General features: G+C 51.8%; 23 protein-coding genes. 12 read left to right on the top strand and 11 right to left on the bottom strand.

Features of this window, described 5'->3' with window-relative positions; all coding sequences use genetic code 11:
- Window position 1: 1 nt before the first annotated feature.
- The 3 genes from trxA to J5W02_RS09600 all read left to right on the top strand — a co-directional run bounded on the left by trxA (window position 2) and on the right by J5W02_RS09600 (window position 3,416).
- On the top strand, window positions 2-313 hold the full coding sequence (gene trxA / locus J5W02_RS09610) for a thioredoxin (RefSeq protein ID WP_219965468.1): 312 nt from the start codon (window positions 2-4) through the stop codon (window positions 311-313).
- Window positions 314-511: 198 nt separating this feature from the next.
- Window positions 512-1,201: a Crp/Fnr family transcriptional regulator gene (locus J5W02_RS09605; protein ID WP_255575671.1), complete on the top strand. Its 690-nt coding sequence runs from the start codon at window positions 512-514 to the stop codon at window positions 1,199-1,201.
- A 94-nt stretch (window positions 1,202-1,295) separates the two neighbouring features.
- On the top strand, window positions 1,296-3,416 hold the full coding sequence (locus J5W02_RS09600) for a cell division protein FtsA (protein WP_219965467.1): 2,121 nt from the start codon (window positions 1,296-1,298) through the stop codon (window positions 3,414-3,416).
- Between the two features lie 42 nt (window positions 3,417-3,458).
- Here J5W02_RS09600 and J5W02_RS09595 read toward each other — a convergent pair whose 3' ends face one another.
- Both J5W02_RS09595 and J5W02_RS09590 read right to left on the bottom strand, forming a co-directional pair.
- Window positions 3,459-4,346 (bottom strand): flagellin N-terminal helical domain-containing protein, encoded by an 888-nt coding sequence (locus J5W02_RS09595; protein ID WP_219965466.1) that lies wholly within the window; start codon window positions 4,344-4,346, stop codon window positions 3,459-3,461.
- A gap of 136 nt (window positions 4,347-4,482) precedes the next feature.
- On the bottom strand, window positions 4,483-4,725 hold the full coding sequence (locus tag J5W02_RS09590; RefSeq protein WP_219965465.1) for a helix-turn-helix domain-containing protein: 243 nt from the start codon (window positions 4,723-4,725) through the stop codon (window positions 4,483-4,485).
- A gap of 135 nt (window positions 4,726-4,860) precedes the next feature.
- Here J5W02_RS09590 and J5W02_RS09585 point away from each other — a divergent pair, with 135 nt between their 5' ends.
- Entirely contained in the window at window positions 4,861-5,031 is a 171-nt protein-coding gene (locus tag J5W02_RS09585) for a hypothetical protein (RefSeq protein WP_219965464.1), read from the top strand.
- 50 nt (window positions 5,032-5,081) lie between these two features.
- Here the strand turns inward: J5W02_RS09585 and J5W02_RS09580 are convergent, their stop codons facing one another.
- Window positions 5,082-6,470: a serpin family protein gene (locus J5W02_RS09580; RefSeq protein WP_219965463.1), complete on the bottom strand. Its 1,389-nt coding sequence runs from the start codon at window positions 6,468-6,470 to the stop codon at window positions 5,082-5,084.
- On the bottom strand, window positions 6,463-6,948 hold the full coding sequence (locus J5W02_RS09575) for a sigma-70 family RNA polymerase sigma factor (protein ID WP_330659717.1): 486 nt from the start codon (window positions 6,946-6,948) through the stop codon (window positions 6,463-6,465). The genes J5W02_RS09580 and J5W02_RS09575 overlap by 8 nt, the downstream gene beginning before the upstream one ends.
- A gap of 242 nt (window positions 6,949-7,190) precedes the next feature.
- Between J5W02_RS09575 and J5W02_RS09570 the strand changes: the two genes are divergently transcribed.
- The 3 genes from J5W02_RS09570 to galE are packed head-to-tail and all read left to right on the top strand — an operon-like array spanning window position 7,191 to window position 10,462.
- Entirely contained in the window at window positions 7,191-8,477 is a 1,287-nt protein-coding gene (locus tag J5W02_RS09570; RefSeq protein WP_219965462.1) for a galactokinase, read from the top strand.
- 21 nt (window positions 8,478-8,498) lie between these two features.
- Window positions 8,499-9,470, top strand: coding sequence for a galactose-1-phosphate uridylyltransferase (galT, locus tag J5W02_RS09565; RefSeq protein WP_219965461.1), 972 nt, complete (start codon window positions 8,499-8,501; stop codon window positions 9,468-9,470).
- Window positions 9,467-10,462 (top strand): UDP-glucose 4-epimerase GalE, encoded by a 996-nt coding sequence (gene galE / locus J5W02_RS09560; RefSeq protein ID WP_219965460.1) that lies wholly within the window; start codon window positions 9,467-9,469, stop codon window positions 10,460-10,462. The genes galT and galE overlap by 4 nt, the downstream gene beginning before the upstream one ends.
- Window positions 10,463-10,505: 43 nt before the next feature.
- On the opposite strand, the gene J5W02_RS09555 is transcribed toward galE, so the two are convergent.
- From J5W02_RS09555 to J5W02_RS09525, 7 genes are all read right to left on the bottom strand, one after another.
- Entirely contained in the window at window positions 10,506-11,555 is a 1,050-nt protein-coding gene (locus tag J5W02_RS09555) for a galactose ABC transporter substrate-binding protein (protein WP_219965459.1), read from the bottom strand.
- A gap of 12 nt (window positions 11,556-11,567) precedes the next feature.
- Complete coding sequence (locus tag J5W02_RS09550; protein WP_219965458.1) at window positions 11,568-12,542, bottom strand: substrate-binding domain-containing protein; 975 nt, start codon at window positions 12,540-12,542, stop codon at window positions 11,568-11,570.
- Window positions 12,529-14,358, bottom strand: a complete 1,830-nt coding sequence (locus J5W02_RS09545) for a sensor histidine kinase (RefSeq protein WP_219965457.1) — start codon at window positions 14,356-14,358, stop codon at window positions 12,529-12,531. Before J5W02_RS09545 ends, J5W02_RS09550 begins: the two co-directional genes overlap by 14 nt.
- A gap of 56 nt (window positions 14,359-14,414) precedes the next feature.
- Window positions 14,415-16,019, bottom strand: a complete 1,605-nt coding sequence (locus J5W02_RS09540; protein ID WP_219965456.1) for a response regulator — start codon at window positions 16,017-16,019, stop codon at window positions 14,415-14,417.
- Between the two features lie 147 nt (window positions 16,020-16,166).
- Window positions 16,167-17,207, bottom strand: a complete 1,041-nt coding sequence (gene mglC / locus J5W02_RS09535; RefSeq protein WP_407928374.1) for a galactose/methyl galactoside ABC transporter permease MglC — start codon at window positions 17,205-17,207, stop codon at window positions 16,167-16,169.
- 208 nt (window positions 17,208-17,415) lie between these two features.
- Window positions 17,416-18,915, bottom strand: coding sequence for a sugar ABC transporter ATP-binding protein (locus J5W02_RS09530; protein WP_219965455.1), 1,500 nt, complete (start codon window positions 18,913-18,915; stop codon window positions 17,416-17,418).
- A gap of 113 nt (window positions 18,916-19,028) precedes the next feature.
- The gene (locus J5W02_RS09525) at window positions 19,029-20,123 is read right to left on the bottom strand and encodes a galactose ABC transporter substrate-binding protein (RefSeq protein WP_219965454.1); all 1,095 of its coding nucleotides are present in this window, start codon (window positions 20,121-20,123) and stop codon (window positions 19,029-19,031) included.
- A 373-nt stretch (window positions 20,124-20,496) separates the two neighbouring features.
- Here J5W02_RS09525 and J5W02_RS09520 point away from each other — a divergent pair, with 373 nt between their 5' ends.
- The 5 genes from J5W02_RS09520 to J5W02_RS09500 all read left to right on the top strand — a co-directional run bounded on the left by J5W02_RS09520 (window position 20,497) and on the right by J5W02_RS09500 (window position 26,552).
- Window positions 20,497-21,264, top strand: coding sequence for a serine hydrolase (locus tag J5W02_RS09520; protein ID WP_219965453.1), 768 nt, complete (start codon window positions 20,497-20,499; stop codon window positions 21,262-21,264).
- Between the two features lie 173 nt (window positions 21,265-21,437).
- Entirely contained in the window at window positions 21,438-22,532 is a 1,095-nt protein-coding gene (locus tag J5W02_RS09515) for a dipeptide epimerase (RefSeq protein ID WP_219965452.1), read from the top strand.
- A gap of 64 nt (window positions 22,533-22,596) precedes the next feature.
- Window positions 22,597-24,453, top strand: a complete 1,857-nt coding sequence (locus J5W02_RS09510) for a peptide ABC transporter substrate-binding protein (RefSeq protein ID WP_219965451.1) — start codon at window positions 22,597-22,599, stop codon at window positions 24,451-24,453.
- A 102-nt stretch (window positions 24,454-24,555) separates the two neighbouring features.
- Window positions 24,556-25,557, top strand: a complete 1,002-nt coding sequence (locus J5W02_RS09505; RefSeq protein ID WP_407928368.1) for an ABC transporter permease — start codon at window positions 24,556-24,558, stop codon at window positions 25,555-25,557.
- On the top strand, window positions 25,557-26,552 hold the full coding sequence (locus J5W02_RS09500; RefSeq protein WP_219965450.1) for an ABC transporter permease: 996 nt from the start codon (window positions 25,557-25,559) through the stop codon (window positions 26,550-26,552). Before J5W02_RS09505 ends, J5W02_RS09500 begins: the two co-directional genes overlap by 1 nt.
- Window positions 26,553-26,555: the final 3 nt, after the last annotated feature.

Here is a 26,555-nt window from a genome sequence, read left to right as displayed (position 1 = left end):
GATGCCAGTTTTAACATTGACAAAAGATAATTTTACACAGGAAGCGGTCAATTCCGACAAGACGGTACTTATTGATTTCTGGGCGCCCTGGTGCGGACCTTGCCGCATGGTTTCGCCCATTGTGGACGAAATTGCCGATGAAGCCGAGGCCACCGTTAAAGTGGGCAAGGTCAATGTGGATGAGCAGCCGGAGCTCGCCGCCCAGTTCGGCGTCATGAGCATCCCGACCCTTGTTGTTATGAAGGACGGAAAAGTCGTTACTTCCTCCGTCGGCACCAAAAGCAAGGAATCCATCCTGAGCATGGTCCAATAAACAAACCCGAAAGACGCGAAATCCAATGAGAACCTCTCTCAAAGGGGGAGCCAAAAACAAAAGCGACTTTATCGACAGCCTCAAGCCCCGCATCGACTGATGCGGGGCTTTTTTCTTTTGTCATTCTGTAGTATAATAAGCCTAAAAAGGAACATCAGCCGCCCCGCGCGGCTGACGGTCGACGAGGAGGCAGCCAGAATGGCCGTTACACCGCAAGAACTTGCTTTTATGAGAGATGCTTTTCCCTTCTGGGGACAGCTGACGCCAAAGCAGAAAAATCTGCTGGAACAGTCGGTGGGCTGTTCTTCCTATCAAAAAGGAGAGCGCCTCCACGACGGCGCACAGGACTGCATGGGGCTGATTCTGGTGCTCAGCGGACATCTGCGCGCTTTTATCCTTTCCGACGCGGGAAAGGAAATCACCATTTACCGCCTGTTTGATCGGGATATCTGTATCTTTTCGGCATCCTGCATGCTGAAAAACATCAGTTTCGATATTTACATAGAGGCGGAAGAGGACACCCGGATTCTGCTGATTCCCACACCGGTATACAATGAGCTGAACCAGACCTGTCTGGCTGTTTCCAACTTTACCGGCCAGCTGATTTCCTCCCGCTTTTCAGACGTGATGTGGGTAATGGAACAGGTGCTGTTCATGAGCTTTGACCGCCGTTTGGCCAGCTTTCTTCTGGAACAGGCCACCATAGCCGGCGGCAATGTGCTGAGCATCACACACGAAACGATTGCAAAAAATCTGGGTACCGCCCGCGAGGTGGTTACCCGTATGCTGAAATATTTTCAAAGTGAGGGAATGGTGACTCTTTCGCGCGGGGGAGTTACCATCAGCGACTCCAAGAAGCTGGAACGGCTTGCGCAGTTTGAGAAATAACCGCTCCGATTGCAATTGCTGGAAAACTGTAGTAAAATCAAATGGTAAATAACGTCGAAAACAGACGAATTTCTGCGAAGCGGAGGCGATCCCTATGCAAACTGAAATACAGCCGGATTCTCTGGCAAAACCCGCGGATGGGGCGGCGGCTCCCGAGGATTATGTGTTCGCGCTTGACATCGGAACCAGAAGCGTCATCGGCATTGTAGGGACTTTGGAGAAGGAAAAGCTGCGCATCTCCGCCGTAGAACAGGTTGAACACCCGAAACGCGCCATGATTGACGGCCAGATTGAAGATATCGAACAGGTAAGCCGGGTGGCGAAGCAAGTCAAGGAAAAACTGGAAAAACGCGTTGGGTATCCGCTGCGTCATGTCTGCGTTGCGGCGGCAGGGCGCGCACTGAAAACACAGAAGGCCTCTTACGAGCTGGCGCTGAAGCAGTCACAGGTGATTGACGAAGAGTTGGTGTGCCGGCTGGAAGCAGGGGCGATTGAAGCGGCCGAACGGCAGTTCAACCCCGAAACCCCGGACGAAAACCAGCCCGTCTTTTATTTGGTGGGCTATTCCGTCATTCAGTACACGCTGGACCGCTACCCCATTTCCAACCTGCTGGAACATCGCGGACAAAACATCGGCGTGGAGGTCATCGCCACCTTTCTGCCCCGGGAAGTGGTGGACAGCCTGTATACCACCATGCATAAAACCGGGCTGGAGGTCTCCAGCCTGACGCTGGAACCGATTGCCGCCATGAACGCGGCGATCCCGCAGAAGCTGCGCCTGTTAAACCTTGCTCTGGTGGACATCGGCGCGGGCACGTCAGACATCGCGATTTCCAAGGACGGCGGCGTTGTGGGCTACACCATGGCCACCGTGGCGGGCGACGAGGTCACCGAAGCAATCATGAAAATTTATCTGGTCGACTTCAACACCGCGGAAGAAATTAAATTGAAAATGAGCGGAGAACGGGATATCGTCTTTACCGATATTCTGGGCTTTGAACATACGGTCACGCCGGAGGAAATCCGCAGTCAGACCGAACCGGTGATGCGCGCGCTCTGCGAGGAAATTTCCCAGCGAATCGTACAGACCAACGGCGGCCCTCCGTCGGCTGTCTTTCTGGTGGGCGGCGGCAGCAAGCTGCCGGGGATGTGTGAGTGCGTGGCGGAATACCTCAATCTGCCCGTCACCCGCGTGGCCATTGGCGGAAGCAATTTTATGGTGCATATCTCCTCTTCGGAAGAAAACGTAACCGGGCCGGAATACGCCACCCCGCTGGGCATTGCCGTATCCGCCGCGCTGAATCTCATCAACGACAGCTTTACCATTACGCTGAACGGAAGCCGTGCAAAGCTCTTTCGCAGCGGCAAACTTTCTGTTCTGGATGTGCTGCTGATGAACGGGTTCAGCTATAATCAACTCATCAGCCGTTCCGGGCAGAGTATGATTGTGGAGCTGAACGGGGAAAAGAAAATTATCTACGGCGGGCATCCCGCCGCGGCGCGCATTTTGCTCAACGGCGCGGAGAGCAACATTGCCGCCACGATCAAAGCCGGGGACAGTATTGACTTTACTCCTGCCGTTGCGGGCGAAGACGCTCACCCGCTGCTGGGTGATTTAGTCAGTCTGGAACAAACCTGCACGGTATTCCTGAACGGTTCAGAGTTTTCCGTGGGTACCCGCGCCATCGTCAACGGTCAGCCCGCAGGACCGGAACACCCCCTTTGCGCGCGCGACCGGGTTCAGACCTTCCCGATTAAAACCCTTCGGGAGCTTCTTATTTTTGCCGGGGAAGACGAGACACGCCCGTATCTTTTGAACGGACAGCTCGCCGACCCGGAAAGCCCGCTTGCCGCGGGAGATCAGATAGAGTACGCCCCCATTATCATCCAGGCGGAAGCGCCGCCGGAACCGGTTTTTGACGAACCGGTACAGGAAGCTGAACCGCAAACCGCAGAAGTACTGCGGGAGGATGAGCCGCCGGAGGCCGCCGCGCTTCGCGTCACCTTAAACGGAGCGCCACTTGCCCTGAAAGCCAAGCCGGACAAGACCCCCTACCGGCTGATCGACATGCTCAATCTGGTGGACTTTGACCTGTCCAAGCCGCAGGGAAACATCGTTTTACATATTAACGGGCAGGACTCGGCTTACCTTCAGGTGCTTGCGGACGGGGATAAAGTTGAGATTTTCTGGGATCATACCCAGCGGCCATCGTGATATAGAAATAAAGACGGAGCGAAAAATTTCGCTTCGTCTTTTTTAATCCCGGTTGTTTTTCGGAAGGCTGTCTTCCAGCAGCTTTAAAATTCTCTGCGGCTGCAGGTTTGCCTGCGCCAGCATTGCCATGCCCGCCTGCACCAGAATATTGTGCTGTGCCAGCTCCATCATTTCCCGCGCCATATCCACGTCACGGATGCGGCTTTCCGCCGCCGTAAGATTGTCCTCCATGGTGGAAAGGCAGCTCAGCTGACGCTCCAGCCCATTTTGCGCGGCGCCCAGACTTCCGCGCGCGCCGGCAACCGTGTCGGCCGCCTTTTTAATCAGATCAACGGCCTTTTGGGCGCCCTCCTGCGTGGCAATGGAAGTACCGTCCAAACCCAGCCCCTGTATCCCCAGATTGGGAATATGAATGGTATACTGGCCGTCTTTCGAATTATCCGCACCAACCTGCAGCGTAATGCCGCCCTTCCCGTACTCCGGGCTGGCAGGGTCGGTAATTTCAGCCAGGCTGCCGTTCAGCAGCTTAGTGCCGTTAAAATCCGTCGTATTGGCAATCCGGTCAATCTCCTGCTTCAGAGACTCAAACTCCTTGCTCGAATTTTTTCTATCCGTATCATTCTGGTAGGTTCCATTGGAGGACTGCACCGCAAGCTCCATCATTCTGTTCAGAATCGACTGCGTTTCGTTCAGGTTTCCTTCCGCGGTCTGGACCAGGCTGATCCCGTCCTGTGTGTTTTGCTGCGCGGCCTGCAGCCCGCGGATCTGCGCCCGCATTTTTTCAGATACGGCAAGGCCCGCCGGGTCATCCGCAGCGGAATTGATGCGGTATCCAGACGAAAGCCTTCTGATACTTTTGTCGCACAGCGCCTGATTGATGGAAATCTGCCGCAGCACGAAAAGCGCGCTGAGGTTATGCTGGATTACCATTTCCATTACTCCCTAAAATCCGAAAACAGCGAGTCCTTTCGCCGCCTTTTTTAAGTTCTATTTAATATATCGTTGCTTCCGTTATGAAATTTACATAATTCCAAATAAAAACATAAAATAATCTTGACCGGGAAGGTCACTTGATTTCCTGCTCTAAATTACGGAACTCGGGCGTATCGAAAAAATCGGGCAAGGAAATGCCTAACCCGTCGCACAGCTTCTTAATCGTCACAATTCCTGGATTTTGACTTTCATTATTTAAGATACTCTTAATCGTCGACTGCGGTACCGCAGCACGGTAGCTCAATGCATTCGGCGTCATATTCCTTTCCTTACACAGCTCAATAATTCTGTCTGCGACTGCCTGTCTTGCATTCATAATAACCCTCCCAGTGTTATATCACTAGATAGAGAATAACTAAAAGAAAAGCAATTTGTTAGTGATATAGCACTACAATTCGTTTTGTGATATAATTAGTGATATAGCACTAATTATACAAAGGAGGACATTGATATGCCGGACTATCGAAAAATGTATTTTGAACTTGCGGCAAAAGTCGAAGATGCCGTAGAACTGCTTGTGAAAGCACAGCAAAAAGGGGAAAATGATTATGTGGACGAAAGTCCTGTCATCACAGAATTCCGGATTTGTGAGACTCCGAAAAAGACCAATTTTCATCCATAAAAAGCAGGGGCGACGGCTTTTAACCGTCGCCCCCTCTGTTTTTTCCAGTATTATTCTTTCGGATTGCTGACTGTGCCGATAAAGACGGGCAGCCCCGTCTGTACGTCTACAATCGCGTAAACGAACGGGCGGTTGAAAACGACTTTCTTTTTTTCGGCCACGGGCGCGGAGCTCGTCGCAGCCATTGACACGGAAGTAGCGGCGCCGGCTTTCGCGCCCAGCTCATCCACCTGAATAAACGTCTTGTGCAGCACATCGCTGATAAAAAGCTTTCCGTCCGGAGAACTGCCCATGGAACGGAAGTCCGCGCGATCGGAATCAAAGGCGTCGGTCAGGCCCAGCGCTTTGAGCGGATCATTTAAATCCACAGAAAACTCGTACTTGAATTTTGGCAGGGAGCTGTCGGCGGTTTCGTCCCCCGCTGAGGCGAGCAGTGCCGAAAAAGATTCCCCTGTCATCTGCGCGATATATTCGTCCAAACCGACTCCTTCCTTCGGCAAAATCGCCATGAAAGCAAAGCGGTCGTCCTTAAAGGGTTTCAGGATGCCGTCGGCGTTCCCTCCGTGAAGATAGGTTTCCTCGGAACCCATAAACGGCACGGTCACCTTGCTGCCCGGGGCTTGGAATTCCTTGTCAATAACGTTGTAATCGGCATATGGAATCTGCCAATCCGATTCGAAATAGAGTGCGTTAATCAAATACATTACCGTGGAATTGTCGATTCTATCGACCATTTTATCGATTTTCCCGCCGGTATTTTCCTTTACCCAGCCGTTGATTTTATTCACGGTAGACTGCTTTCCAAAATCGAGCTGAAACGCGCCCGCGCCGAAATAATCGGCGTTTTTCTGCAGAAATCCCTTTTCCACCGTCAGGTTTTTGTTACGGTACCAAATGGAATTGGCAATCTGCAGCTTGCCGTCCGTAATGGATTTCAGCTGATTTGCAAACAGGTACTCGTTCCGGTTAAACTCGGAAAGATTCATACCGTTTCCCAGCACTTTTTCAAACTGGGTCAGCGTTTCGCTCGCCGCGCCGTTTGCCGTCATGCCGAGCGCAAGGGAAACCGAAACCGGGGAAGCAAGGGAATTTTTACCCTTGCTCACGGAATTTTGAAACAGGCGGACGGAAAAATCCTGCTGTGCGCGAATAAAGTCGGGACTGATGTCGCCCTGCAGGTCGATTTTATTTGCCGTTATCCCGTCCATCAGGTTTTCAGCGGCACTGACCGTAGGAAAGGGAGACAGTATCCCGCTGAAGAAAAGTCCGCAAACGATCACAACCGCAAGCGCGGGAACCAGCACCAGCCGCAGCGGTCTTTTTTTCTTTTGCGGCTCTGTTCCCTGCGGGAAATTTTTCAACAATCCCGCTGTTTTCTGTTGAAAATCTTCCGATGCCTTTATTTCATTTAATTCGGAAATATATTTTTCTCTATTCATCGCCAAAGCCTCCTGTCAACGTCACTTTCAGCTGCTTTCGCGCCCGGTGCAGCCACGAAGAAACCGTATTCTCCTTTTGCTGTAAAACAGACGCGATTTCAGTCACGCTCATATCCTCGTAGTAATGCAGATAAATGACATTTCTGAATTTTACGGGCAGCCGCATCACCGCGTCCAGAACCTCTCCGTTCCCGTCGCGGGACAGGAGATTATCCCCCAGATCGGCCCTTTTCCGGAACCATGAAGATTTCAGGTAATCCTTGCAAAGATTGACCGTCACGCGGATCATCCACGCTTTCTCATGCTCGTCGTCCTCAAAGTCCGGCCTCCGCGTAAACAGCCGAAGAAAGACCTCCTGCGCAATGTCCTCCGCTTCCGCTCTGCTTTTTACATTCTGAAACGCAATGCGCACGACCATGTCGGAATAGCGGGCAAGGCACGACAGAATCCTGCTGTCCGCGTCAATTGTTGATTTCACCTTTTCGCCCCCTTCAGTTACAATACGATTGAAAAAGCACCCAGCTTGCACTTTATGGAAATTCCGCAGAAATATTTTTCTCCCATTCCCAAAACGCTCGAACCCGACTCTTTCAGTGCAACATAAGTCTATAAAATTGAGTATATTGTCCTTGCAAACAGCCGATGATTAGAATAGAATATAGTCGGATATTGCATAATCATTATTTTTGTCCTCATTAAAAAAATACAGGGGGTAACAAAATGCTGTCTGCAAAAGTAAAAGAATGGATTTCTCAGGGAAAACTGGATGAAAACCTATCCTATCTTTATGTCTGCGACTACGAAAAAGCGGCGGATTACCGCAGAAGGCTGCTGCTTGCGGTTGAAAATTTTGAAAAACTGTTCGGCGGGGATCGGGACATCAGCATCTTCAGCGCGCCCGGCAGAACGGAAGTGGGCGGCAACCACACCGACCATCAGCGCGGACGCGTGCTCGCGGCAAGCGTAAACCTCGACGTGATTGCGGTTGTTGCCGTCAGCGACAGCGGCCGGGTACAGGTAAAATCCGAAGGTTACCCCATGGATAACTTAAATGCAGCGGAACTGGATGTCAAAGAAAGCGAGCGCAACAAATCCGTCTCGCTCATTCGCGGAGTTTTAAGCCGCTTTTCTCAGCTCGGCTACCCTGTAGGCGGATTTGACGCTTACACGACCTCCAATGTGCTTGCGGGTTCCGGCCTCTCCTCCTCCGCCGCCTTTGAGGTACTGATCGGCACCATCGTCAACGATTTGTTCTGCGGCGGAAAAGAAAGCGCGCTCAAAATTGCGCAGATCAGCCAGTACGCCGAAAATGTTTATTTCGGAAAGCCCTGCGGGCTGATGGACCAGGCGGCCAGCTCCGTCGGCGGGTTTGTCACCATCGACTTCATGGACGCGGAGTCCCCGAAGGTTGAGCAGGTTCATTTTGACTTTGCAAAATGCGGCTACGCTCTTTGCATCATAGACACGAAGGGCAACCACGCCGACCTGACCCCGGACTACGCGGCGGTACCCGCCGAAATGCGCAAGGTGGCAGCCTTCTTCGGAAAAGAGGTACTGTCGGAGGTACCGGAGGAAATGCTGTATCAGAACATTCCCGCGCTGCGGGAAAAAGCGGGAGACCGCGCGGTGCTGCGCGCCATGCACTATTATAACGACTGTTTAAGGGTTCAAAAAGAAGTCGCAGCTTTAAAGAACAACGATTTCGATACATTTAAGCAGCTGATTATTGAAAGCGGATATTCGTCCTATATGTACCTGCAGAATGTATTTTCCCCCGCGCATGTGCAGGATCAGGGTATGTCCCTGACGCTGGCGCTCTGCGAGAGGTTTTTAAGCAGTGTTGGCGGCGCTTACCGTGTGCACGGCGGCGGCTTTGCCGGAACGGTACAGACGTTTGTACCGCAGGAATTTCTCGGCGAATTCGTGGAGAAAATGGAAGCGGTACTGGGCGAGGGAAGCTGCCACATCCTGTCCATCCGCCCGGTCGGCGGCACAAAGATACTTTAAGAATTTCGGGAGGACTTTTTCATGGCTGAGTTAAGATGGCATCCTTTAATCAAGGATTGGATTATGATCGCTTCCAACAGGCAGAACCGCCCGCAGATGCCCAAGGATTACTGCCCGTTCTGCCCCAGCTTCGGCAATGTGCCGGACTACGACGTAATGAAATACGACAATGATTTTCCCGCTCTTTCACAGAATCCACCGGAGCCGGACGACGTTGCGACGGATTTCTTCAAGGTACGGCCAAGCTACGGCAAATGCGAGGTCATCTTATATTCGCCCGGCCACACAGTGACCCTGCCGGAGCTTTCCGACAGTCATATGAAAAAGCTGGTGGATTTATGGTGCGAGCGCTTTGACGCGATGCGCGCCGATGAAAAAATCAAATATGTATTCCCGTTTGAGAACCGCGGGGAACTGGTGGGCGTTACCATGCCCCACCCCCACGGCCAGATTTACGGTTACCCGTTTCTGCCAAAAAAGTTGGAACTTGAAACCAGCGCGGCAAAAGAGTATTATGAAGAAAGGCACGAGTGTCTGTTCTGCGACATGCTCAAAAACGAACGGAAGGAGAACCAGCGAATTATTTTCAGCAACGAACATTTTACCGTTTTTCTTCCGTTTTACAGCGAATATCCTTACGGCGTATACATTATATCCAATCGTCATACGGAATATATGACGAATTTTACCGAGGAAGAAAAGGCGTCCCTCGGGCTGACCATCCGCGACACTGTCGGGATGCTGGACAGCTTGTTCGGGTTCCGCTTCCCGTATATGATGTGTATGCACAACGCTCCCGTCAACATGGGCGACTATTCAAAGGATTTTCATTTCCACATTGAATTTTTTCCGCCGATGAGGAGCGCTGAAAAGCAGAAATTCAACGCCTCCAGCGAAACAGGCGCATGGGCCAGCTGCAACCCCACCTGCCCCGAAGAGACCGCACAGGAACTCCGCGAGGCATACAAACGTTATAAGGAGAATCAGAAATGAGAGTATTGGTTACCGGCGGCGCAGGGTACATCGGTTCCCACACCTGCATTGAGCTTTTAAACAACGGATATGAAATTGTAGTCATGGACAATTACTGCAACTCCTCCCCCGACGTTTTAAAGATCGTGGAAACGCTCACCAATAAGACTTTTCCCATCTATGAATGCGACATGCTCGATTATGACGGGTTTGAAAAGATTTTTAAGGAAAACAAAATAGACGCCGTGATCCATTTTGCCGGACTGAAAGCAGTCGGCGAATCAGTCGGAAAGCCGCTGGAATACTACCACAATAACCTGGTTGGCACCATCAACCTGCTCCGCCTGATGAAGCAGTATGAGGTCTACCAATTGGTGTTCAGTTCTTCCGCCACGGTTTACGGGATGAACAACACCGCGCCGTTCAACGAGGATATGCCGCTTTCCACCACCAACCCTTACGGCACAACCAAGCTGATGATCGAAAATATTTTAAGGGACCTCTGCTTTGCGGATAAAAACTGGAAGGTTGCGCTCCTTCGCTACTTCAACCCCATCGGCGCGCACCAGAGTGGCCTGATCGGCGAAAACCCGAACGGTATTCCAAACAACCTGATGCCCTATATCATGAAGGTAGCGGTTGGAAAGCTCCCCTGCCTGAGCGTTTACGGCGACGACTACCCGACCCCGGACGGCACCGGCGTACGCGACTACATCCATGTGTGCGATCTTGCCGCCGGACACCTGAAAGCGCTGGAAAAGCTGCCGCAGATCGACGGCGCACAGGCTTACAACCTTGGAACCGGAAAAGGCAGCAGCGTGCTGGACGTGGTTCACTCCTTTGAAAAAGCCAGCGGAAAAAAGGTCAATTACCAGATTGCCCCCCGCCGCCCCGGGGATATTGCCGAGTGCTACGCGGACGTTTCCAAAGCCAAAAACGACCTTGGCTGGCAAGCCAAGTACGGACTTGACGAAATGTGCCGTGACAGCTGGAATTTTATAAAAAACAAATAAGGGATCTATTCAAAAGCAGCGCCGGAGTTCCGGCGCTGCTTTTTTATTCCTTCAGAATGCTCAGGATTTCATCAGCGTTGCTTTCCGTAACCGCACGGTAAGGAATTCGGATATAATGCCCGCTCTGGATATTTAACTGAGAAGACTGGCTTTCCCCTGAGGCAAGCGCGTAGGATAAATCAAAAATTGCCTTTGCCTGTCCCTGTGCGTCGTTAAAGACCGTCCCGAACATACTGCCGTCCTTAATGGCGTTCAGCCCGCTTTCCGTTGCGTCCACTCCGACAATCACGGGGTGCACCTTGGATTTGCTGTCTTTCAGCGCGTCAATGGCGCCGAGCGCCATATCGTCGTTGTTGCAGAAAACGACTTCGATCCGGCTGCCGAATTTTGCGAGCCACTGGGTCATTTTTGCGGACCCCTGCGCGCGCTGCCAGTTGGCAGTGTCGTTCGCCAGCTTCTCCACCTGAATTCCCGCCCCGGTCACGGCCTTAATGGAATATTCCGTTCTGAGAAGCGCGTCCTGATGCCCCTGCTCGCCTTCCAGCATAACATACTGAATTTTGCCGTCGCCGTTTTTATCGATTTCAGCGCGGTTTTTGGCAAAGCCCTCCGCAATGATCTGCCCCTGAAGGCGGCCGGACTCCGCCGCGTCAGCTCCGACATAGTAGGCCCGCTCCCACAGGCGCAGGTCTTCCTCCACCGGTTCCCTGTTAAAAAAAATCACCGGAATATTGGCCGCTTTTGCCTTGTCCACAATCACCGCCGCGGCGGTGCGGTCAACCATATTGACACAAACTACGTCGTAATTCTGCGAAATAAAGCTGTCCACCTGATCGTTCTGCAGCGCCTGACTGGACTGTCCGTCCACCATGTTGACCACAATTTTTTTCCCTGACTCGGCTTCCTTCTGTTTAGCCACCTTTTCAAGGTAGGTGCAAAGACTTGCCACAAAGGTATCATCCTTGCGGTAAAGCGAAATGCCGATTTTTACCGTTTCCACCTTACCGCTCGTTCTGCCTGAATCACAGGCGGACATAGGAAGAAGCATTGCGGTGAGAAGTACCAAGGCCATGATTCTGATAAAGCTCTTCATTTCTCTCCCCCATTATCTTACAAACGGAAAAAGCAGCCTCTGATTGTCGGAATTATACATGTTTTCATGGTTTACAATCGCAAAGTTAATATTGGACTGACCGGTTGTCTGCGCCTTATTGATTTTCTCCACCGCGGTGCGAATACTGAGATACCCCAGATTATACTCGTTCTCCACCCCAATGGAATTGATGATCTGCTCTTCCAGCAGCGATACCACCGTATTTGTGCGGCCGATTCCGTAAATTTTCACCTGTGCGCTGCCTGTTTTCAAAAGATCCTTTTCCGCTTTCGCGGCGGCTTCCAGCGTGGTGGCGTCCAGCGCCACCAGAGTGTCCGCCTGACTGGTCTGCAGCATTCCCTTTACGGTATCGTACGCTTCCTGGGAGTCGTTTGGAATTTCCCAGTACTCTATTTCATCCTTTGCGGTTTTCAGTGTTTTCAGCACGCCGAGGTAACGCTGCTGAATATTGCTGCAGTCCATGCTGTTGCGCAGGATGGCAATATGACCGTGGCTCTTCGAATTTTCTAGGATAGTCTCTGCCAGCGCGCTGCCCAGCTTCTCATTGTCACATGAAATAGAGGGAAGATCCTTGATCGTCGTCACCGTGGACTGCATGGCAACCACCGGGATACCCTTCTGCGCTTTTTGGATCGGTTCCTTCAAATCCGTGGAATTGACAGGGGCAATTACAATGGCGTCCGCACCGTTTTTGATCTCGCGCTGAAGCAGGGAAATCTGCTCCCCCGCGTTGTTTTCCCCGGAAAGGGTAATAAAGCTGACCTCCGCGTTAAAATCCCTTGCCGCCTGATCGATTCCCTGCTTGATGGTGGTGCTGCTTTCCGTGCTTTTACTGCGCCAGATCACGGATATTTCATAAGGGTCGCTGTTTTTCTTTTCCAGAAACCGGTCCCGGTTCAGAATCAGAAAGGAACCTGCAAACACGAACAGAATCAGGATGAAGGCTTTTACTTTATTTCTGGTCATTTGGCCCGCCCCCTTTGCTTCCTTCGGCTTCTTCCAGTGATTTCAGCGGCAGATGGATTCTGGCGGTGGTTCCCTCGTCCGGTTCGCTGTAAATAGCCAGCCCGTATTCACTGCCGAAATACAGCTGAATGCGTTCCTGCACATTTTTCAGCCCGATGCCCGAGCCTTTTCCGCGGACCTTGGTGGTTTCTTCTGTCAACAGCGCATCCGCCTGCTCCTGCGGCATCCCGAGGCCGTTGTCAATGATATCGATATATAAATCATTTCCCTCGTGATAGGCTTTAATTCGAATTTCTCCGTCTCCGCTCATAAATTCCATTCCGTGGTAGATAGCGTTTTCCACCAGCGGCTGCACAATCAGCTTAATGGTAGCGCACGGAAGTGTTTCCGGTTCCGCTGAAACTTCGTAGCTGAACTTGTTTTTATAGCGCATTTTCTGAATCGTCAGATAGTTGCGCACATGCTCCAGCTCATCCCCCACGGTAATGATATTTTTCCCCTTCGACAGGCTGATACGGAAAAGCCGCGCAAGTGCCGTTACCATGGTGACCGCGCCGTCGTACCGTTCATTTTCAATCATCCAGATGATGGAATCCAGCGTATTGTACAGGAAGTGCGGGTTGATCTGCGACTGCAGCGCGTCCAGCTCGCTCTTTCGCTTGGATTCCTGTTCCGCCACAATGTCGTCCATCAGCCGGTGGAGCTGATCGACCATGGAGCGAATTGTTTTACCCAGGTGCTGCACCTCATAGGAGCCCGAAACGGAAATATCCACTCCGCTCAGGTTCCCCTGGTCCAGCTCTTTGACGGAATGCTCCAGTTCCTTGAGCGGATTGGCAATGCGGGAAGACAGGAACATATTGACAAAGATCATTAAAAATATGGCAAAGAAAATAAAGAACAGGGCAAAAATCTGGAACTGCTGATAGTTAGAGGTAATATCCTGTGTGGGGGTGACGGCAATGATTTTCCAGCCGGTATACCCGGCGGTCTTCACCGTAACCAGCCGCTGCTGCCCCTCAAAGGTCTCGTTATGATTTCCGTCGTCGTATTTCGCGGCGGCGTAATTATTTTCATGGATTAAATTGGAATAAATGAGCTGCTGGCGGGGGTGGTAGATGATTTCCCCGCTGCCGTCAATCAGGTAAATATAGCCCGACTCGCCCAAATCGACATTTTTGCAGATCTGCTCAATCCCGCTGAAGTTCATGTCGACCAGCAAAACGCCGTGGGTAATAGAACCGGCGCTGGTCAGCTCGACCGAACGGCTGAGCGAAACAACCCACCGGTACTTATTGTCCGGATCCACAAACAGGTTCTGCACATGCGGCGTGGAAAAATGGCAGTTTTCAATTTTGCGCGCGGCGTCTTTAAACCAGCTTTCCCCGCTTACGTTGGCGGAAGGCTTCAGCTGCGTCAGCGGCTCGGCGGCGATTACCTTTCCGGAATTGGAAAATACGCCGATACTGATGAGCAGATCTCGGTTTGTTTCATACAGCAGGCTCATATCGTTGCTGATGTTGTCGGTAGACAGATCGGCATTTTTGATTACACGGTAATACATGGAGTCGGAAATACGCATCATGTTGCGCAGATAGTTGTCCAGATTCAGATTGACCTGATCGACCATACGCGTGCTGTCGTCGGACACCATTTTTTCACTGGAACTGATAAAACGCATGGACAGGGAACCGCCGACAATCAGCATTCCCACCACCGAAACAGCGGTAAAAGTGATGGAAATCGTAAACTGCAGGCTTTTTTTCTGCAGAAGCTGGGTTATTTTATCGATAATGTCCCTTGCTTTTTTCCGCATTTTATCAACTCCAAGCCCCCCGCCCCAAAACGGTGCGAAGGCATTTAGCCCATGCTTCAATTGCTTCGGTATTTTGATGGCGACACACCAAATTTCTTTTTAAAGACATAGCTGAAATAGTTCGGCTCGGTATAACCCACCTTGCCCGCAATGACATAGGTCTTGTCGCTGGTGGTATTTAACAGGTTGACCGCCTCCTGCAGGCGCACTTCCGTCAGATACGCGACAAAGCTCATGCCGGTCTCCCGCTTAAAGACCGTTGAAAAATAGGCAGGGCTGACGTGCAGGAACGAGCACAGGCTTTCTACCGAAAGACCGGCGTTCTGATAATTCCCCGCAATATACTGTTTTGCGTTCTGCGCCAGCAGCTTGGTAGAGTCCACTCGCTCGCGCTTAATCAGTGTGCTGATTTTAATACAGCAGTCTTTGCACCACTGCTTCATTTCTGCCGGAGAATGAAGGGTGGCGATGGTATTGACATAATTGAAATCCACGCCGAAAATTTCTTCCGTACTCAGTTCATAGGCATGCATGACCTTCAGCAGGGAGGTCATCATTTCCATTACATAAATCTGGTACTGGCTGAGCGGAAGCAGCAGCGTTTCAAAACGGGTAAAGAGCGCGTTAATTCGGTCGGCGATCTCCTGCTCGGAGCCCATCTTGATCGCGTTGGTAATCTCGCGCTCGTCGTGCTCGTCAAACTGCAGCTTGACAGAGGTTTCCGGCTCAATGTCCGCAATATAAATGACCTTGCCGGTGCCCATGGTCGCGCTGTAATCCAGCGCGTTCTGCGCTTCCCGGTAGGAATGGCGGATTTCCGTCAAAGCGGAGCACACCGTCCCAACCCCGGCCATCACTTTCACGCCAAGCACCCGCTCTGCGGATTTACAGATCTGATTCATACCGTTCATCAGCGAAACGATGCCGCTTTCCGGCTTCAGCTCCGCGATAACCGCAACGCAGTCCGAATAAAGAAACCCCGTAAAGGTGCAGTAGTACCCCAGAATCTCATCGACCGTGCATTTCAGGGAAATCGGGATCAGTTCTTCTTCCCCGTGCAGGGCCGCGTCGGCCTTCGGTGCGGAATCCGCCCGTACAAGCGCGACCGCCCACTGGTCCGCCGAAGTAAGGTCAATCCGCAGAAGGGGCGCCTGGGCGCGCAGACGCTCCTCGGAAATGCGGCCTTCAATCAGGCCGACCAAAAACTGTTCCCGCATTACGGGGAGGCTGTCCATATAATTTCTGCGCAGCATTTCCACGTCGCGTTTTTCCGCAAATTCCCGATCAAGCTGCTGCTTCAGTTTTTTTAACGTTTCCGTCAGTTCATTGGAATTGATCGGCTTTAAAACGTATTCCGCCACGTTGATTTTAATTGCTTTCTGGGCATATTCAAAATCGTCAAATCCCGAAAAAATAATCAGTTTGGCTGAAGGCAGTACCACCCTCAGGCGTTCGCCCAGCTCAAGCCCGTCCATAAACGGCATTTTGATGTCGGTCATGACGACGTCCGGGTGTAAATGCTCCGCTTTTTCAAGCGCCTCCAGCCCGTTTTCCGCGTCGCCAACAATGGTGTAACCCAAACGGTTCCAATCTATTTTTCGGATAATTCCTTCTCGTATCTCTTCTTCGTCATCCACAAGAAGAACACGGTAAAGTGCCATAAAATTTCCACTCCAATCGGTGCCACAACTGTTATTATTGTACCATTATTTTGCCTGATGTGCAATCAATACCTGAGCGCAAACGGCCCGCGCAGCAAAGCTGCACGGGCCGTTTGCGGGAATAGTATGAGACGTAAAACGGAATAATCACTTTTTTCTGTACTTGGAAAGATCGATTGCGACAGCGACGGCAATGATGATGCCCTTGATGATCTGCTGCCACATCGGGCTGACATTGATAAACTGAAGACCATACTGAATAACTGTGAAGATCAAAACGCCGGTTACAATCCCGCGGATCTTGCCGACACCGCCGTTCAGAGAGACGCCTCCGACCACGCAGGCCGCAATGGCGTCCAGCTCATAGCCGTTGCCGTAGTTATTGGTAGCTCCTGCAGTTCTTGCCGCTTCCAGTACACCACCGATGCCGTAAAGGCCGCTGGCGAGAATAAAGATACCCATGATGGTGGCAAATACATTGACGCCGGAAACAATGGCAGCCTCGCGGTTGCCGCCGATGGCGTAAACATTTTTGCCGAACACCGTTTTATTCAAAACAAACCAGATGATAACCGTGGTTAAAAGCGCAATCGGGATCAGTACGGAAAACCCGCCGAAAAAGGATTTTACGAACTTCTGCTGACCAAGCAGGGCAAAATCCGGACGGATACCGCCGATTGGCTGAGAATTGTTCGGGGGCAGATCGAAGTACAGGGAACATGCGCCGTAAATAATAACCTGTACCGCCAAGGTCGCGATAAACGGATGCATGTCGAAGCGGGCAACTAGATAGCCGTTTAATACACCAAACAAAAGGCACGCGATTACAGCCGCTACAATGGCAACAATCACAGGCAGCTGGGGAAGATTGGGGTAAAAACGGTTGGCATAGGTTGCCGTCTGCATCATTGAAGTGGAAATAACCGCAGCAAGACCGACCATACGGCCTGCGGAAAGGTCCGTACCTGCAATCAGCAGGGTAAAGCAGATGCCCAGAGCGATAATCAATCTTGTGGACGACTGCGTCATAATGTCGAGCAGAACCTTGATCTGCATGAAACGGGGTTCAATAAAGATAATAACGACTACCAGCGCGAGCAGCGCAAGGATAATCGCGTTGTTTGTCAAAAAGGTCTTTGCCGCCTTACCGGAAAGCACGACATCTCCCAAGCGCTCCGAGGTAAGCATCTGCACCCCGGCGTAAATACACAGGATCACACCGATTCCAATCAGGATCAGCGGCATGTCATACATTTTTTTGCTGTAAACGGCAAATTTCAGAATAACTCCGATAACCGCAAGCGCCACGCCGACGGCTATGTAAATTATCGCGAATTTTTGCCGGGGGATGATTTTCTCTCCTTGCATCATACGCAACCTCACTTTCATTTTTACACTACTTGACGAACTTTGTAGCCAGACGCATGATCTCAATCTGGTCGGCTTCATCGCGGTTCAGCATTCCTGATACCCTGCCCTCGCACATGACCATAACTCTGTCGGACATGCCCAGAAGCTCCGGCATTTCGGAAGAAATCATAATGATGGATTTCCCTTGCCGGATCAAATCCAGCATAATCGTATAGATTTCATATTTTGCGCCGACGTCGATTCCGCGGGTCGGTTCGTCCAGAATCAGAATGTCCGGATGCGTAAGCAGCCAGCGGGCGATCAAAACTTTTTGCTGATTGCCGCCTGAAAGATTCTGCATCAGCGTTTCCAGTGTAGGCGTTTTTACATTCAGCTGCTGGTTGGATTCCTTTGCAGCCTTCTGCCGTCTGCCCTGCTGAAGCACGCCCTTTTTCGCGTAGTCCTTCTGGCTGGCAATGACGGTATTGTCCAGAACGGAAAGGATGCCGAACACGCCCGTGGCACGGCGTTCCTCTGTCAAAAGCGCGATTCCGTGCTCTTTGGCGTCCGACACGGACTTCACTTTGAATTCCTTGCCGTCTTTTTCAACCGTACCGGAAGAGATAGCCCTCAATCCGAACAGCGCCTCCACCAGTTCGGTGCGCTGTGCGCCGACCAGACCGCCGATTCCAAGAATTTCGCCTTTGTGCAGGTCAAAACTGACGTGTTGAAAGGATTTGGGAAGGGGGGAACAAAGGTCGGAAACCTTAAACACAACTTCTTTGCCCGGAGTATGGGTCCTGGGCGGGAAGCGGTTCGTCATGTCGCGACCGACCATTCGGCTGATAATCAGGTCGGTGGTAAGCTCCGTGGATGGCCAGGTGCCGACATACTGTCCGTCACGCATGATGGTAACTTCATCCGCAATTTTCAGAATTTCCTCCATCTTATGCGAGATGTAAATAATGGCACAGCCCTTCGACTTGAGCTGACGGATTATTTTAAAGAGATGCTCCGTTTCATTATCTGTTAAAGACGATGTCGGTTCATCCATGATAATAATTTTCGAATTATAGCTGACAGCTTTTGCAATCTCAACCAGCTGAAGGTTGGATGCGGACAGGCTGCCTGCAAGTACCTCCGGATTCACGTCCAAGTCAATTTCTTTGAAAAGATCCTTGGTTTTGCGGATCATGGCCCTGCGGTCCACCGCAATTCCTCTCATCGGAAAGCGCCCCAGCCAGATATTTTCCATAACCGGCCTGAAACGAATGGGGTGCAGCTCCTGGTGAATCATGGATACGCCCAGATCGAGCGCCTGCTTAGAGCTTGTAATATTTTCTTTTTTCCCGTCTAAAATGATCTCTCCGCCATCTTCCTGATAAATTCCGAAAAGACATTTCATCAGGGTGGATTTCCCGGCTCCGTTTTCGCCCATCAGCGCGTGAACACTGCCCGGCCGAACTTTCAGGCTGACATTGTCCAGTGCTTTTACACCGGGGAATACTTTGGTAATGCTGTTCATCTCCAACACATATTCGCCCATACACCATTCCTCCTTTTTGCTAAAATCAACGGGGAACGCAAAGCGTCCGCTTCGGCATTCCCCGTTGAACAGTAACCCCTGAAACTACTAATTCAACCGAGAATTAGTTGAAATTACTTCTGGAACTGTTTGTAGTTCTCTGCTGTTACCTTAACATAAGGAATCCAAACATATTTGCCGTCTGTGATTTCATAGCCGACAGAATCTTTTGTGATTTCTTTGCCCTGAGCAGCTGCAACTGCGATGTTCACGGTTGCTTTGCCCTGGTTCTCACCATCGTTCAGAACGGTGCCCAGCAGGGAGCCGTCTGCCATAGCTGCCAGTGCAGGAGCTGTAGCGTCAACGCCGACTACCGGAATATACTTCGTTTTGTCGCCCTTGTTGTAGCCCTGTGCTTTCAGAGCTTCGATTGCGCCGAGAGCCATGTCGTCGTTGTTGGCGAGGACTGCTTCGATCTTGTCAAGGCCCTGGGAGGAAATGAAGGTGTTCATCAGGTCTGTTGCTTTCACTTTATCCCACATTGCGGTATCCGCAGCCAGTTTCACCGGCTCGAAGCCTGCATCTTTAATAGCCTGTACGGAATACTGTGTGCGCAGAGTAGCGTCCTGATGGCCAGGCTCGCCCTGCAGCATGACATACTGTACTTTGCCGTCGCCGTTCTTGTCGGCAGTTTTATTTGCTTTGAAGTAATCGGCAATGATTTCACCGGACATTGTGCCGGACTGCTCTGCCTTTGCGCCTACATACCAAACTTTGTCGTAGCTCTTCATGACGTCCGCTTCCGGCTCACGATTTAAGAACACGACCGGGAGGCTGGCAGCTTTTGCTTTTTCTACCAACGGAGCAGCCGCTGTACGGTCAACTGCGTTAATTGCAAGTGCGGTAACGCCCTTGGTGATGAATGTATCGACCTGCTCGTTCTGGGTCGGCTGTTTGTTCTGGGAATCCACGATGTCAAGCTTCGCACCCAATGTGCCAGCCTGCGCTGTCATATTGTTGCGGACACCTGTCATAAAAGTATCATCGAATTTGTAGATGCAGACACCGACGTTCACATCGGAAGCAGCCGCTGTGCTTGCCGCTGCGCTCTCCGCCGCTTTGCTTTCTGCCGCAGAAGCCGCTTGGCTCGCTGCCGGTGCACTTGAGCAGCCTGCTGCTGCTGAGGCCATCATCAATGTGGCCAGAATCAATGCAACAATTTTTTTCATTAAAAAATCCCCTACTTTCTTTTAGTTGTTCGCAAAGTCTCCTCTTCTTGTGCTATTGCACAAATTTTAAGACGTTTGCATCGTTCTATTGGATAGTATAACTGCCGAAACGAAAAAAATCCATATGATTTTCTTTTCTCTTCTATTAAATTTCTTCACAAGATTAGCTAAACCATAAACAAACAGGGAATATATATTGGTTATTTTTTATAAAAACACCAGGAAAAACCAATAAAACAGGCGGTTTTGTGACTCTAACAGGAAAGTATTTCCCTGTTTTCTTTACCCATGCTTTCCGGCTAAATTTTTGTTGTACCCGGCGGGCAAAACAGCTATAATAATGTAGAATTTATACAGATTGGGAAGCGGATCTATGAACGAAAAAATTCTTGAAACTCTGAACGGAATACCGGGGAAAACCGAATTTTATTATAAAAATCTGACAACGGGCGAGGAGTGGGAGGTTCGCTCCGGCGAGCCGCTGGTAGCCGCGAGCGTCATCAAAATTCCTGTGCTGGCAGAGGTTTTTGCACAGCTGGAAGCAGGTACTGCCGACAAAAACGAGCGCTGCCGGATTCAGGAGGAGGATAAGCTGCCTTCCTGCGGTGCGCTGAACTACCTGCACACCGGTCTGGAGGTCACTCTGGAAGATCTGTATACCCTGATGATTATTCTGAGCGACAACACGGCTACAAATCTGCTGATTAAAAAATTCGGCATGGAACAGATCAACCGGCGCATGAGGGGGCTGGGTTTGACCGTCACCACCGTCAACCGCCTGCTTTTCGACGCAGAGGCATCCGCGGCGGGCAGGGAAAACTATATCAGCGCAAAGGAAATCGGTCTTTTACTGGAAAAGATGTACTGCGGAGAGCTGATTTCGCAAAAGGCCTCCGAAGAAATGATTTCTATTTTAATGAATCAGCGCTTAAATGGAAAAATGCCGTTCCATTTGAATGGGAAGGTCAAAATTGCGCATAAGACCGGAGAGGACAGCGGGATCACTCACGACGTGGGCATCGTCTTTGCGCCCCAGCCCTTTGTGGCGTGTTTCTGCTCCAACAAAACGGATGTGCCGCTCTTTGAAAGGGCCATCCAGGACCTCACCCGGCTGTTGGTTGACCTGCAGTATGAGCAATGACCGGGCCGCACCGAGGCCGATTTGGTGACAAAGCTGTAATGAATTTTTGAGACTATCAGGCGTCATTTCTCCTTTACAGTGCTAAGTTGCAGTGGTATAATTAGCCATGTATGAATTTTAATTTATTTGGAATTGCATTATTTGCAGAAACACAAGATTGAGGAGGCGCTCTTTTGCGAATAAAGGAAATTGAAATCGGTGAGATTTTCGTTCCCCTTGCAACCCCTTTCAAAACCGCGCTGCGCACAGTGGAAAATGTAGAGGACATTGTCATTCGGATTACGACCGACACCGGAGAAGTCGGCTACGGGGAAGCGCCGCCCACCGCGGTGATTACCGGCGATACGAAAGGCTCCGTCGTCTGTGCGATTCGTGACTTCATCCGCCCGGCGATTGTGGGGATGGAAATTGAGAATCTGGATGGCGTTATGCAGAAGCTGCACTCCTGCATCCAAAAAAACACCAGCGCCAAGGCCTGTGTGGATATGGCGCTTTACGACCTGTACGGAAAGCGCTACGGCGCTCCGCTCTACCGGCTTCTGGGTGGGTACCGCCGCGAACTGGAAACCGACCTGACCATCAGCGTCAACCCGATTGACGAGATGGTGCGCGACAGTGTGGACGCGGTGAAACGCGGCTACCGCATTTTAAAGACCAAGGTTGGAAAAGAGGGCGCGAAGGATATTGAACGCATTGCCGCCATCCGTGAAGCGGTAGGGCCGGACGTAAAAATCCGCGTAGACGCAAACCAGGGCTGGACCGCCAAGGAAGCCGTACATATTCTGACCGCGATGGAAGACCGGGGTCTGGACATCGAGCTGTGCGAGCAGCCGGTAAAAGCACACGACCTCAACGGGATGAGAACGGTAACACAGTCGGTCGCAACCCCCATTCTGGCGGACGAGAGCGTTTTTTCGGCCGAAGACGCGGTGGAGATCATCCGCACGGGCGCGGCGGACCTTATCAATATCAAGCTGATGAAAACCGGGGGCATTTACGGCGCTCTGAAAATCTGCGCCATTGCAGAAACCTACGGCGTGGAGTGCATGATCGGCTGCATGCTGGAAAGCAAGCTGGCCGTCAGCGCGGCGGCGCACCTTGCGGCGGCAAAGGGGATTATCACCCGCGCCGATCTGGACGGCCCGTCCCTGTGCAAAATCGACCCGTTTAAAGGCGGGCCGGATTTTCTGGAAAACCGGATTGTGATGAACGACCTGCCCGGCATCGGAATTCAGACCGTTCCCGCATTCAAAGAGGCCGGCAAATAAGGCACTTGCCGTCTTTTTATATACATCGAATATTTGAGAACACTGAGAGAAGAGAGGATCAACAATGAAAAAGCTGTTATCAATGCTGCTGTGCGCCGCAATGCTGCTCGGCACGCTGGCGGGATGCGGCCAGAAAGCCGCAGGCTCGTCCGAAAACTACCGCAAGCTGTACTCCGAAGAGTTTACAACCATGAATTATCTGATTTCCGGAAGCCAAACCGAGCAGGCCGTTGCGGCAAACGGCGTGGACGGCCTGATCGAATACGACAAATACGGCGTCGTGCAGCCCGGCCTTGCGGAAAAATGGGAAACCAGCGATGACCAGCTCACCTGGACCTTCCACCTGCGCAAGGGCGTAAAATGGGTGGACAGCACCGGCAAGGAAGTCGCCGACGTAAAGGCGCAGGACTTTGTGGATGCCGCCCAGTATCTTTTAACGGACACCTATAAATCCGAAACCGCCAACATTTTTTACAGTGTGGTAAAAAACGCGGAGGACTACTACAATAAGAAGATCACGGACTTTTCACAGGTCGGCGTCAAGGCAACCGACGACAGCACACTGGTCTACACGCTGAAAAAACCGACCCCGTATTTCCTTTCCATGCTTGTCTACGTTTGCTTCCTGCCCGCAAACGGCGACTTTCTGAAGGAAAAGGGAGCGAATTTCGGTGTGGACAACGCCAGCCTTCTGTATAACGGTGCGTACCTTCTGACCACCTATGAGCCGCAGGTCTCCCACGTCTACACCAAGAACGACAAATACTGGGATAAAGACAAGGTTTATATCGGTACGATTACCGAGACCTATAATAAAGAAAAAAATACGCTTGCCCCGGAAATGTATAAGCGCGGTGAGATCGACCAGGCGTACATTTCCTCCGATATTCTCGACCAGTGGATGAAGGACGACGCCACCAAGAATCTGGTCAGCCCGAGCCGCAGCCAGTGCTACTCCTACTTCTACGCTTTCAACTTCAACCCGAAGTTTGACGCGCAGTACGAGCCGGACAACTGGACCAAGGCCGTCAACAATGAAAACTTCCGCAAATCCATCTTCTACGGACTTGACCGTATCAAGGCGCTTTCCGTCGCGGAACCGTACAATCCGGACAAACAGCTTCTGAACACGGTCACTCCGCCCGCCCTGGTTGACCTGAACGGCACGGATTACACCAATATCGGCGACCTGAAAGCGATTACCGCCCGCGACTCCTTCCAGGCGGACGAAGCCAAGAAGTACGCGGAAAAGGCAAAAACAGAACTGAAGGCCGCAGGCGCGACCCTTCCGGTCAAGATTTTGATGCCGTACAACCCGACCACCGCCAACTGGGATAAGGAATGCCAGGTGGTGGAGCAGCAGCTGGAAGGTTTGCTCGGCAAGGATTACATTGATATTGTTCCGGAAGCCGGCCCTTCGACCGGATTCCTCTCCGCAACACGCCGCGCCGGTAAATACGCGCTGATGAAGGTCAACTTCGGCCCCGACTACGCCGACCCGCAGACCTTCACCGACCCGTTCCAGCCGAACGACGCAAACGGCGAGGGCGGCGGTAACTACAACTGGCCTGAAAAGGTGCAGGGTTACACTGACGCCGACGGCAGCAAGACCTACTCAAACCTTTTAAAGGCCGCTATGGGAGAATCCCTTGACCTTAGCAAGCGCTACAACGCGTTTGCGAAAGCAGAGGCCTTCCTCATCAACAACGCGTTCGTCATTCCCTACGGCCTGAACACCGACGGATATCAGGTCACAAAGCGGAATGAATTTGACTACCAGTACGCTCCGTTCGGCGTTTCCATCCTCCGCTACAAGGGGCAGCACCTGCTTGAAAAGCCCATGAGCATGGACGAATACTACGCGGCGGAAAAGAAATGGAACGAAGAGCGCGCGGCCGCGCTTGCCAAAGCAGCAAAATAAGACGGGTTTTATCCCCCGTTGAAAACCAAAGGATAGCTGAAAGAATAATGGCTCCGTTGAAGCGCGGCGGAGCCATTATTCGTATTTTGATTTTATCAGGATATGAGAATGGTCATTCACGGAAGTGTCTGTTCTCATATCCTGCCGCAAAGGAGCATTGCCATGTTAAAATACACAGCCAAACGGCTGGTACAGTCCCTGATTACCCTTTTTATCATCATCACCATTGTGTTTTCCCTGATGAGGCTGATGCCGGTCGAAGGGTATTTCCAGAATTTCGACAAGCTGGATAAAAACCAAATTCATACCGCCCTGCAGAGCATGGGGCTGCTTGACCCGCTGCCGATCCAGCTGAAAAACTTCTACCTTCAGATTCTGCACGGCAGTCTTGGAAATTCCATGATTTACCGGCCCAATGTGCCGGTCATGGAAATCATCGGGTCGAAAGCGCCGGTATCCATCTTTATGGGGCTTGCGTCCATGGCAATCGCCCTCCTGCTGGGGCTTCCGCTCGGCACCGCCATGGCGCGGGGCAAAAGCGGCTTCTGGGATAAATTCGGCACCGCGTTCATCGTATTCATCACCGCCGTACCCGCCGCCGTTTACTACCTGCTGGTACAGCTCTACTTTACCGACTGGTTCGGCCTGCCGATTCTGTTCAGCGCGGCAAACCCGGTAAGCTGGGTTCTGCCCACCGTGTCACTGTCGCTCGGCAACATTGCCTATTACGCCATGTGGCTCAGGCGGTACATGGTTGACGAACTGAACAAGGACTACATCCGGCTTGCGCGCGCAAAGGGCGTGGACAGCAAGTCCATCATGAAAAATCATGTGTTCCGCAACGCGTTTGTGCCGATGGTGCAGTATCTTCCGACTTCCCTGCTGTATACCATCGCGGGTTCCATCTATATTGAATCCCTGTACTCCGTCCCCGGCATGGGCGGCCTGCTGGTCAACGTCATTCAGCGCCAGGACAACAACATGGTGCAGGCGCTGGTGCTGATCTACTCCGCAGTGGGCATTGTGGGCCTGCTGCTGGGCGACGTGCTGATGAACCTGATGGATCCGCGCATCAGCTTTGTGAAAAAGGGAGGTGCGCGGTAATGGCACTGAGACATCAAAAAACCGCCGCTGTGGAGGACAGCATCAACCAGTCCCTCAAAAACTTATCCGACGACGAGCTGTTTACCTTTTCCGGTTTTGACGAGGCGGCGGCGGAGCGCTCCGGATACTCGGACTACTCCTACTGGCGCTCCACTTTTCAGGTCTTTCTGAAAAACAAGGTGGCCCTGTCCCTTCTGATTTTAATGGGAGTCATCCTCCTGTTCACCTTTATCCAGCCGATGATTCCCGGCCAGCGCTCCGCGACGGAAATTTTCAACGACGCCTCCGGCATGCAGCTGAGAAACCTGCAGCCCGGCGGGGAGTTCTGGTTCGGCACCAACTCCATCGGTCAGGATTTGTGGAGCCGTGTCTGGAGCGGCACGCGCACTTCGCTGCTGATCGGCTTTGCCGTCGCGCTCAGTGAAGCGGTGCTCGGCATCCTGATGGGTGTGCTTTGGGGCTATGTCCGCAAGCTTGACCGGCTGTTCACTGAAATTTACAACGTGCTGGACAATATTCCCCAGACCGTCGTCCTGATTTTATTTTCCTACATTATGCGGCCCAGCATCTCCACGCTGGTGTTCGCCATGTGCCTGACAGGCTGGCTGGACATGGCGCGGTTTATCCGCAACCAGATTCTGATTATCCGCGACCGGGACTACAATCTGGCTTCCCGCTGTCTGGGTACGCCGACGCGCCGCATTATGCTGAAAAACCTGCTGCCGTACCTTGTGTCCGTGATTATGCTGCGCATGGCGCTTGCCATTCCCGCGGCGATCGGCAACGAGGTATTCCTCACCTACATCGGGCTGGGGCTTCCGGTCAGCATCCCGTCGCTCGGCAACCTGATTAACGAGGGCCGCGTGCTGATGACCTCCGCCGCGCTGCGGTACCAGCTGTTCTTCCCGGCAATCGCGCTTTCGGTCGTCACCATTTCGTTCTATATCATCGGCAATGCGTTCGCGGACGCGTCCGACCCGAAAAATCACGTTTAAGGA

Source organism: Caproiciproducens faecalis (assembly GCF_019448085.1).
GTDB lineage: Bacteria > Bacillota > Clostridia > Oscillospirales > Acutalibacteraceae > Caproiciproducens > Caproiciproducens faecalis.
The sequence above is the reverse complement of the archived record's forward strand: the minus strand, read 5'-3'. Positions and strand labels throughout refer to the sequence as shown.

Coding starts and splice junctions, on each gene's coding strand:
- trxA (WP_219965468.1), top strand. CDS start 2: ATGCCAGTTTTAACATTGACAAAAGATAATTTTACACAGGAAGCGGTC.
- J5W02_RS09605 (WP_255575671.1), top strand. CDS start 512: ATGGCCGTTACACCGCAAGAACTTGCTTTTATGAGAGATGCTTTTCCC.
- J5W02_RS09600 (WP_219965467.1), top strand. CDS start 1,296: ATGCAAACTGAAATACAGCCGGATTCTCTGGCAAAACCCGCGGATGGG.
- J5W02_RS09595 (WP_219965466.1), bottom strand. CDS start 4,346: ATGGTAATCCAGCATAACCTCAGCGCGCTTTTCGTGCTGCGGCAGATT.
- J5W02_RS09590 (WP_219965465.1), bottom strand. CDS start 4,725: ATGAATGCAAGACAGGCAGTCGCAGACAGAATTATTGAGCTGTGTAAG.
- J5W02_RS09585 (WP_219965464.1), top strand. CDS start 4,861: ATGCCGGACTATCGAAAAATGTATTTTGAACTTGCGGCAAAAGTCGAA.
- J5W02_RS09580 (WP_219965463.1), bottom strand. CDS start 6,470: ATGAATAGAGAAAAATATATTTCCGAATTAAATGAAATAAAGGCATCG.
- J5W02_RS09570 (WP_219965462.1), top strand. CDS start 7,191: ATGCTGTCTGCAAAAGTAAAAGAATGGATTTCTCAGGGAAAACTGGAT.
- galT (WP_219965461.1), top strand. CDS start 8,499: ATGGCTGAGTTAAGATGGCATCCTTTAATCAAGGATTGGATTATGATC.
- galE (WP_219965460.1), top strand. CDS start 9,467: ATGAGAGTATTGGTTACCGGCGGCGCAGGGTACATCGGTTCCCACACC.
- J5W02_RS09555 (WP_219965459.1), bottom strand. CDS start 11,555: ATGAAGAGCTTTATCAGAATCATGGCCTTGGTACTTCTCACCGCAATG.
- J5W02_RS09550 (WP_219965458.1), bottom strand. CDS start 12,542: ATGACCAGAAATAAAGTAAAAGCCTTCATCCTGATTCTGTTCGTGTTT.
- J5W02_RS09545 (WP_219965457.1), bottom strand. CDS start 14,358: ATGCGGAAAAAAGCAAGGGACATTATCGATAAAATAACCCAGCTTCTG.
- J5W02_RS09540 (WP_219965456.1), bottom strand. CDS start 16,019: ATGGCACTTTACCGTGTTCTTCTTGTGGATGACGAAGAAGAGATACGA.
- mglC (WP_407928374.1), bottom strand. CDS start 17,207: ATGCTTACCTCGGAGCGCTTGGGAGATGTCGTGCTTTCCGGTAAGGCG.
- J5W02_RS09530 (WP_219965455.1), bottom strand. CDS start 18,915: ATGGGCGAATATGTGTTGGAGATGAACAGCATTACCAAAGTATTCCCC.
- J5W02_RS09525 (WP_219965454.1), bottom strand. CDS start 20,123: ATGAAAAAAATTGTTGCATTGATTCTGGCCACATTGATGATGGCCTCA.
- J5W02_RS09520 (WP_219965453.1), top strand. CDS start 20,497: ATGAACGAAAAAATTCTTGAAACTCTGAACGGAATACCGGGGAAAACC.
- J5W02_RS09510 (WP_219965451.1), top strand. CDS start 22,597: ATGAAAAAGCTGTTATCAATGCTGCTGTGCGCCGCAATGCTGCTCGGC.
- J5W02_RS09505 (WP_407928368.1), top strand. CDS start 24,556: ATGAGAATGGTCATTCACGGAAGTGTCTGTTCTCATATCCTGCCGCAA.
- J5W02_RS09500 (WP_219965450.1), top strand. CDS start 25,557: ATGGCACTGAGACATCAAAAAACCGCCGCTGTGGAGGACAGCATCAAC.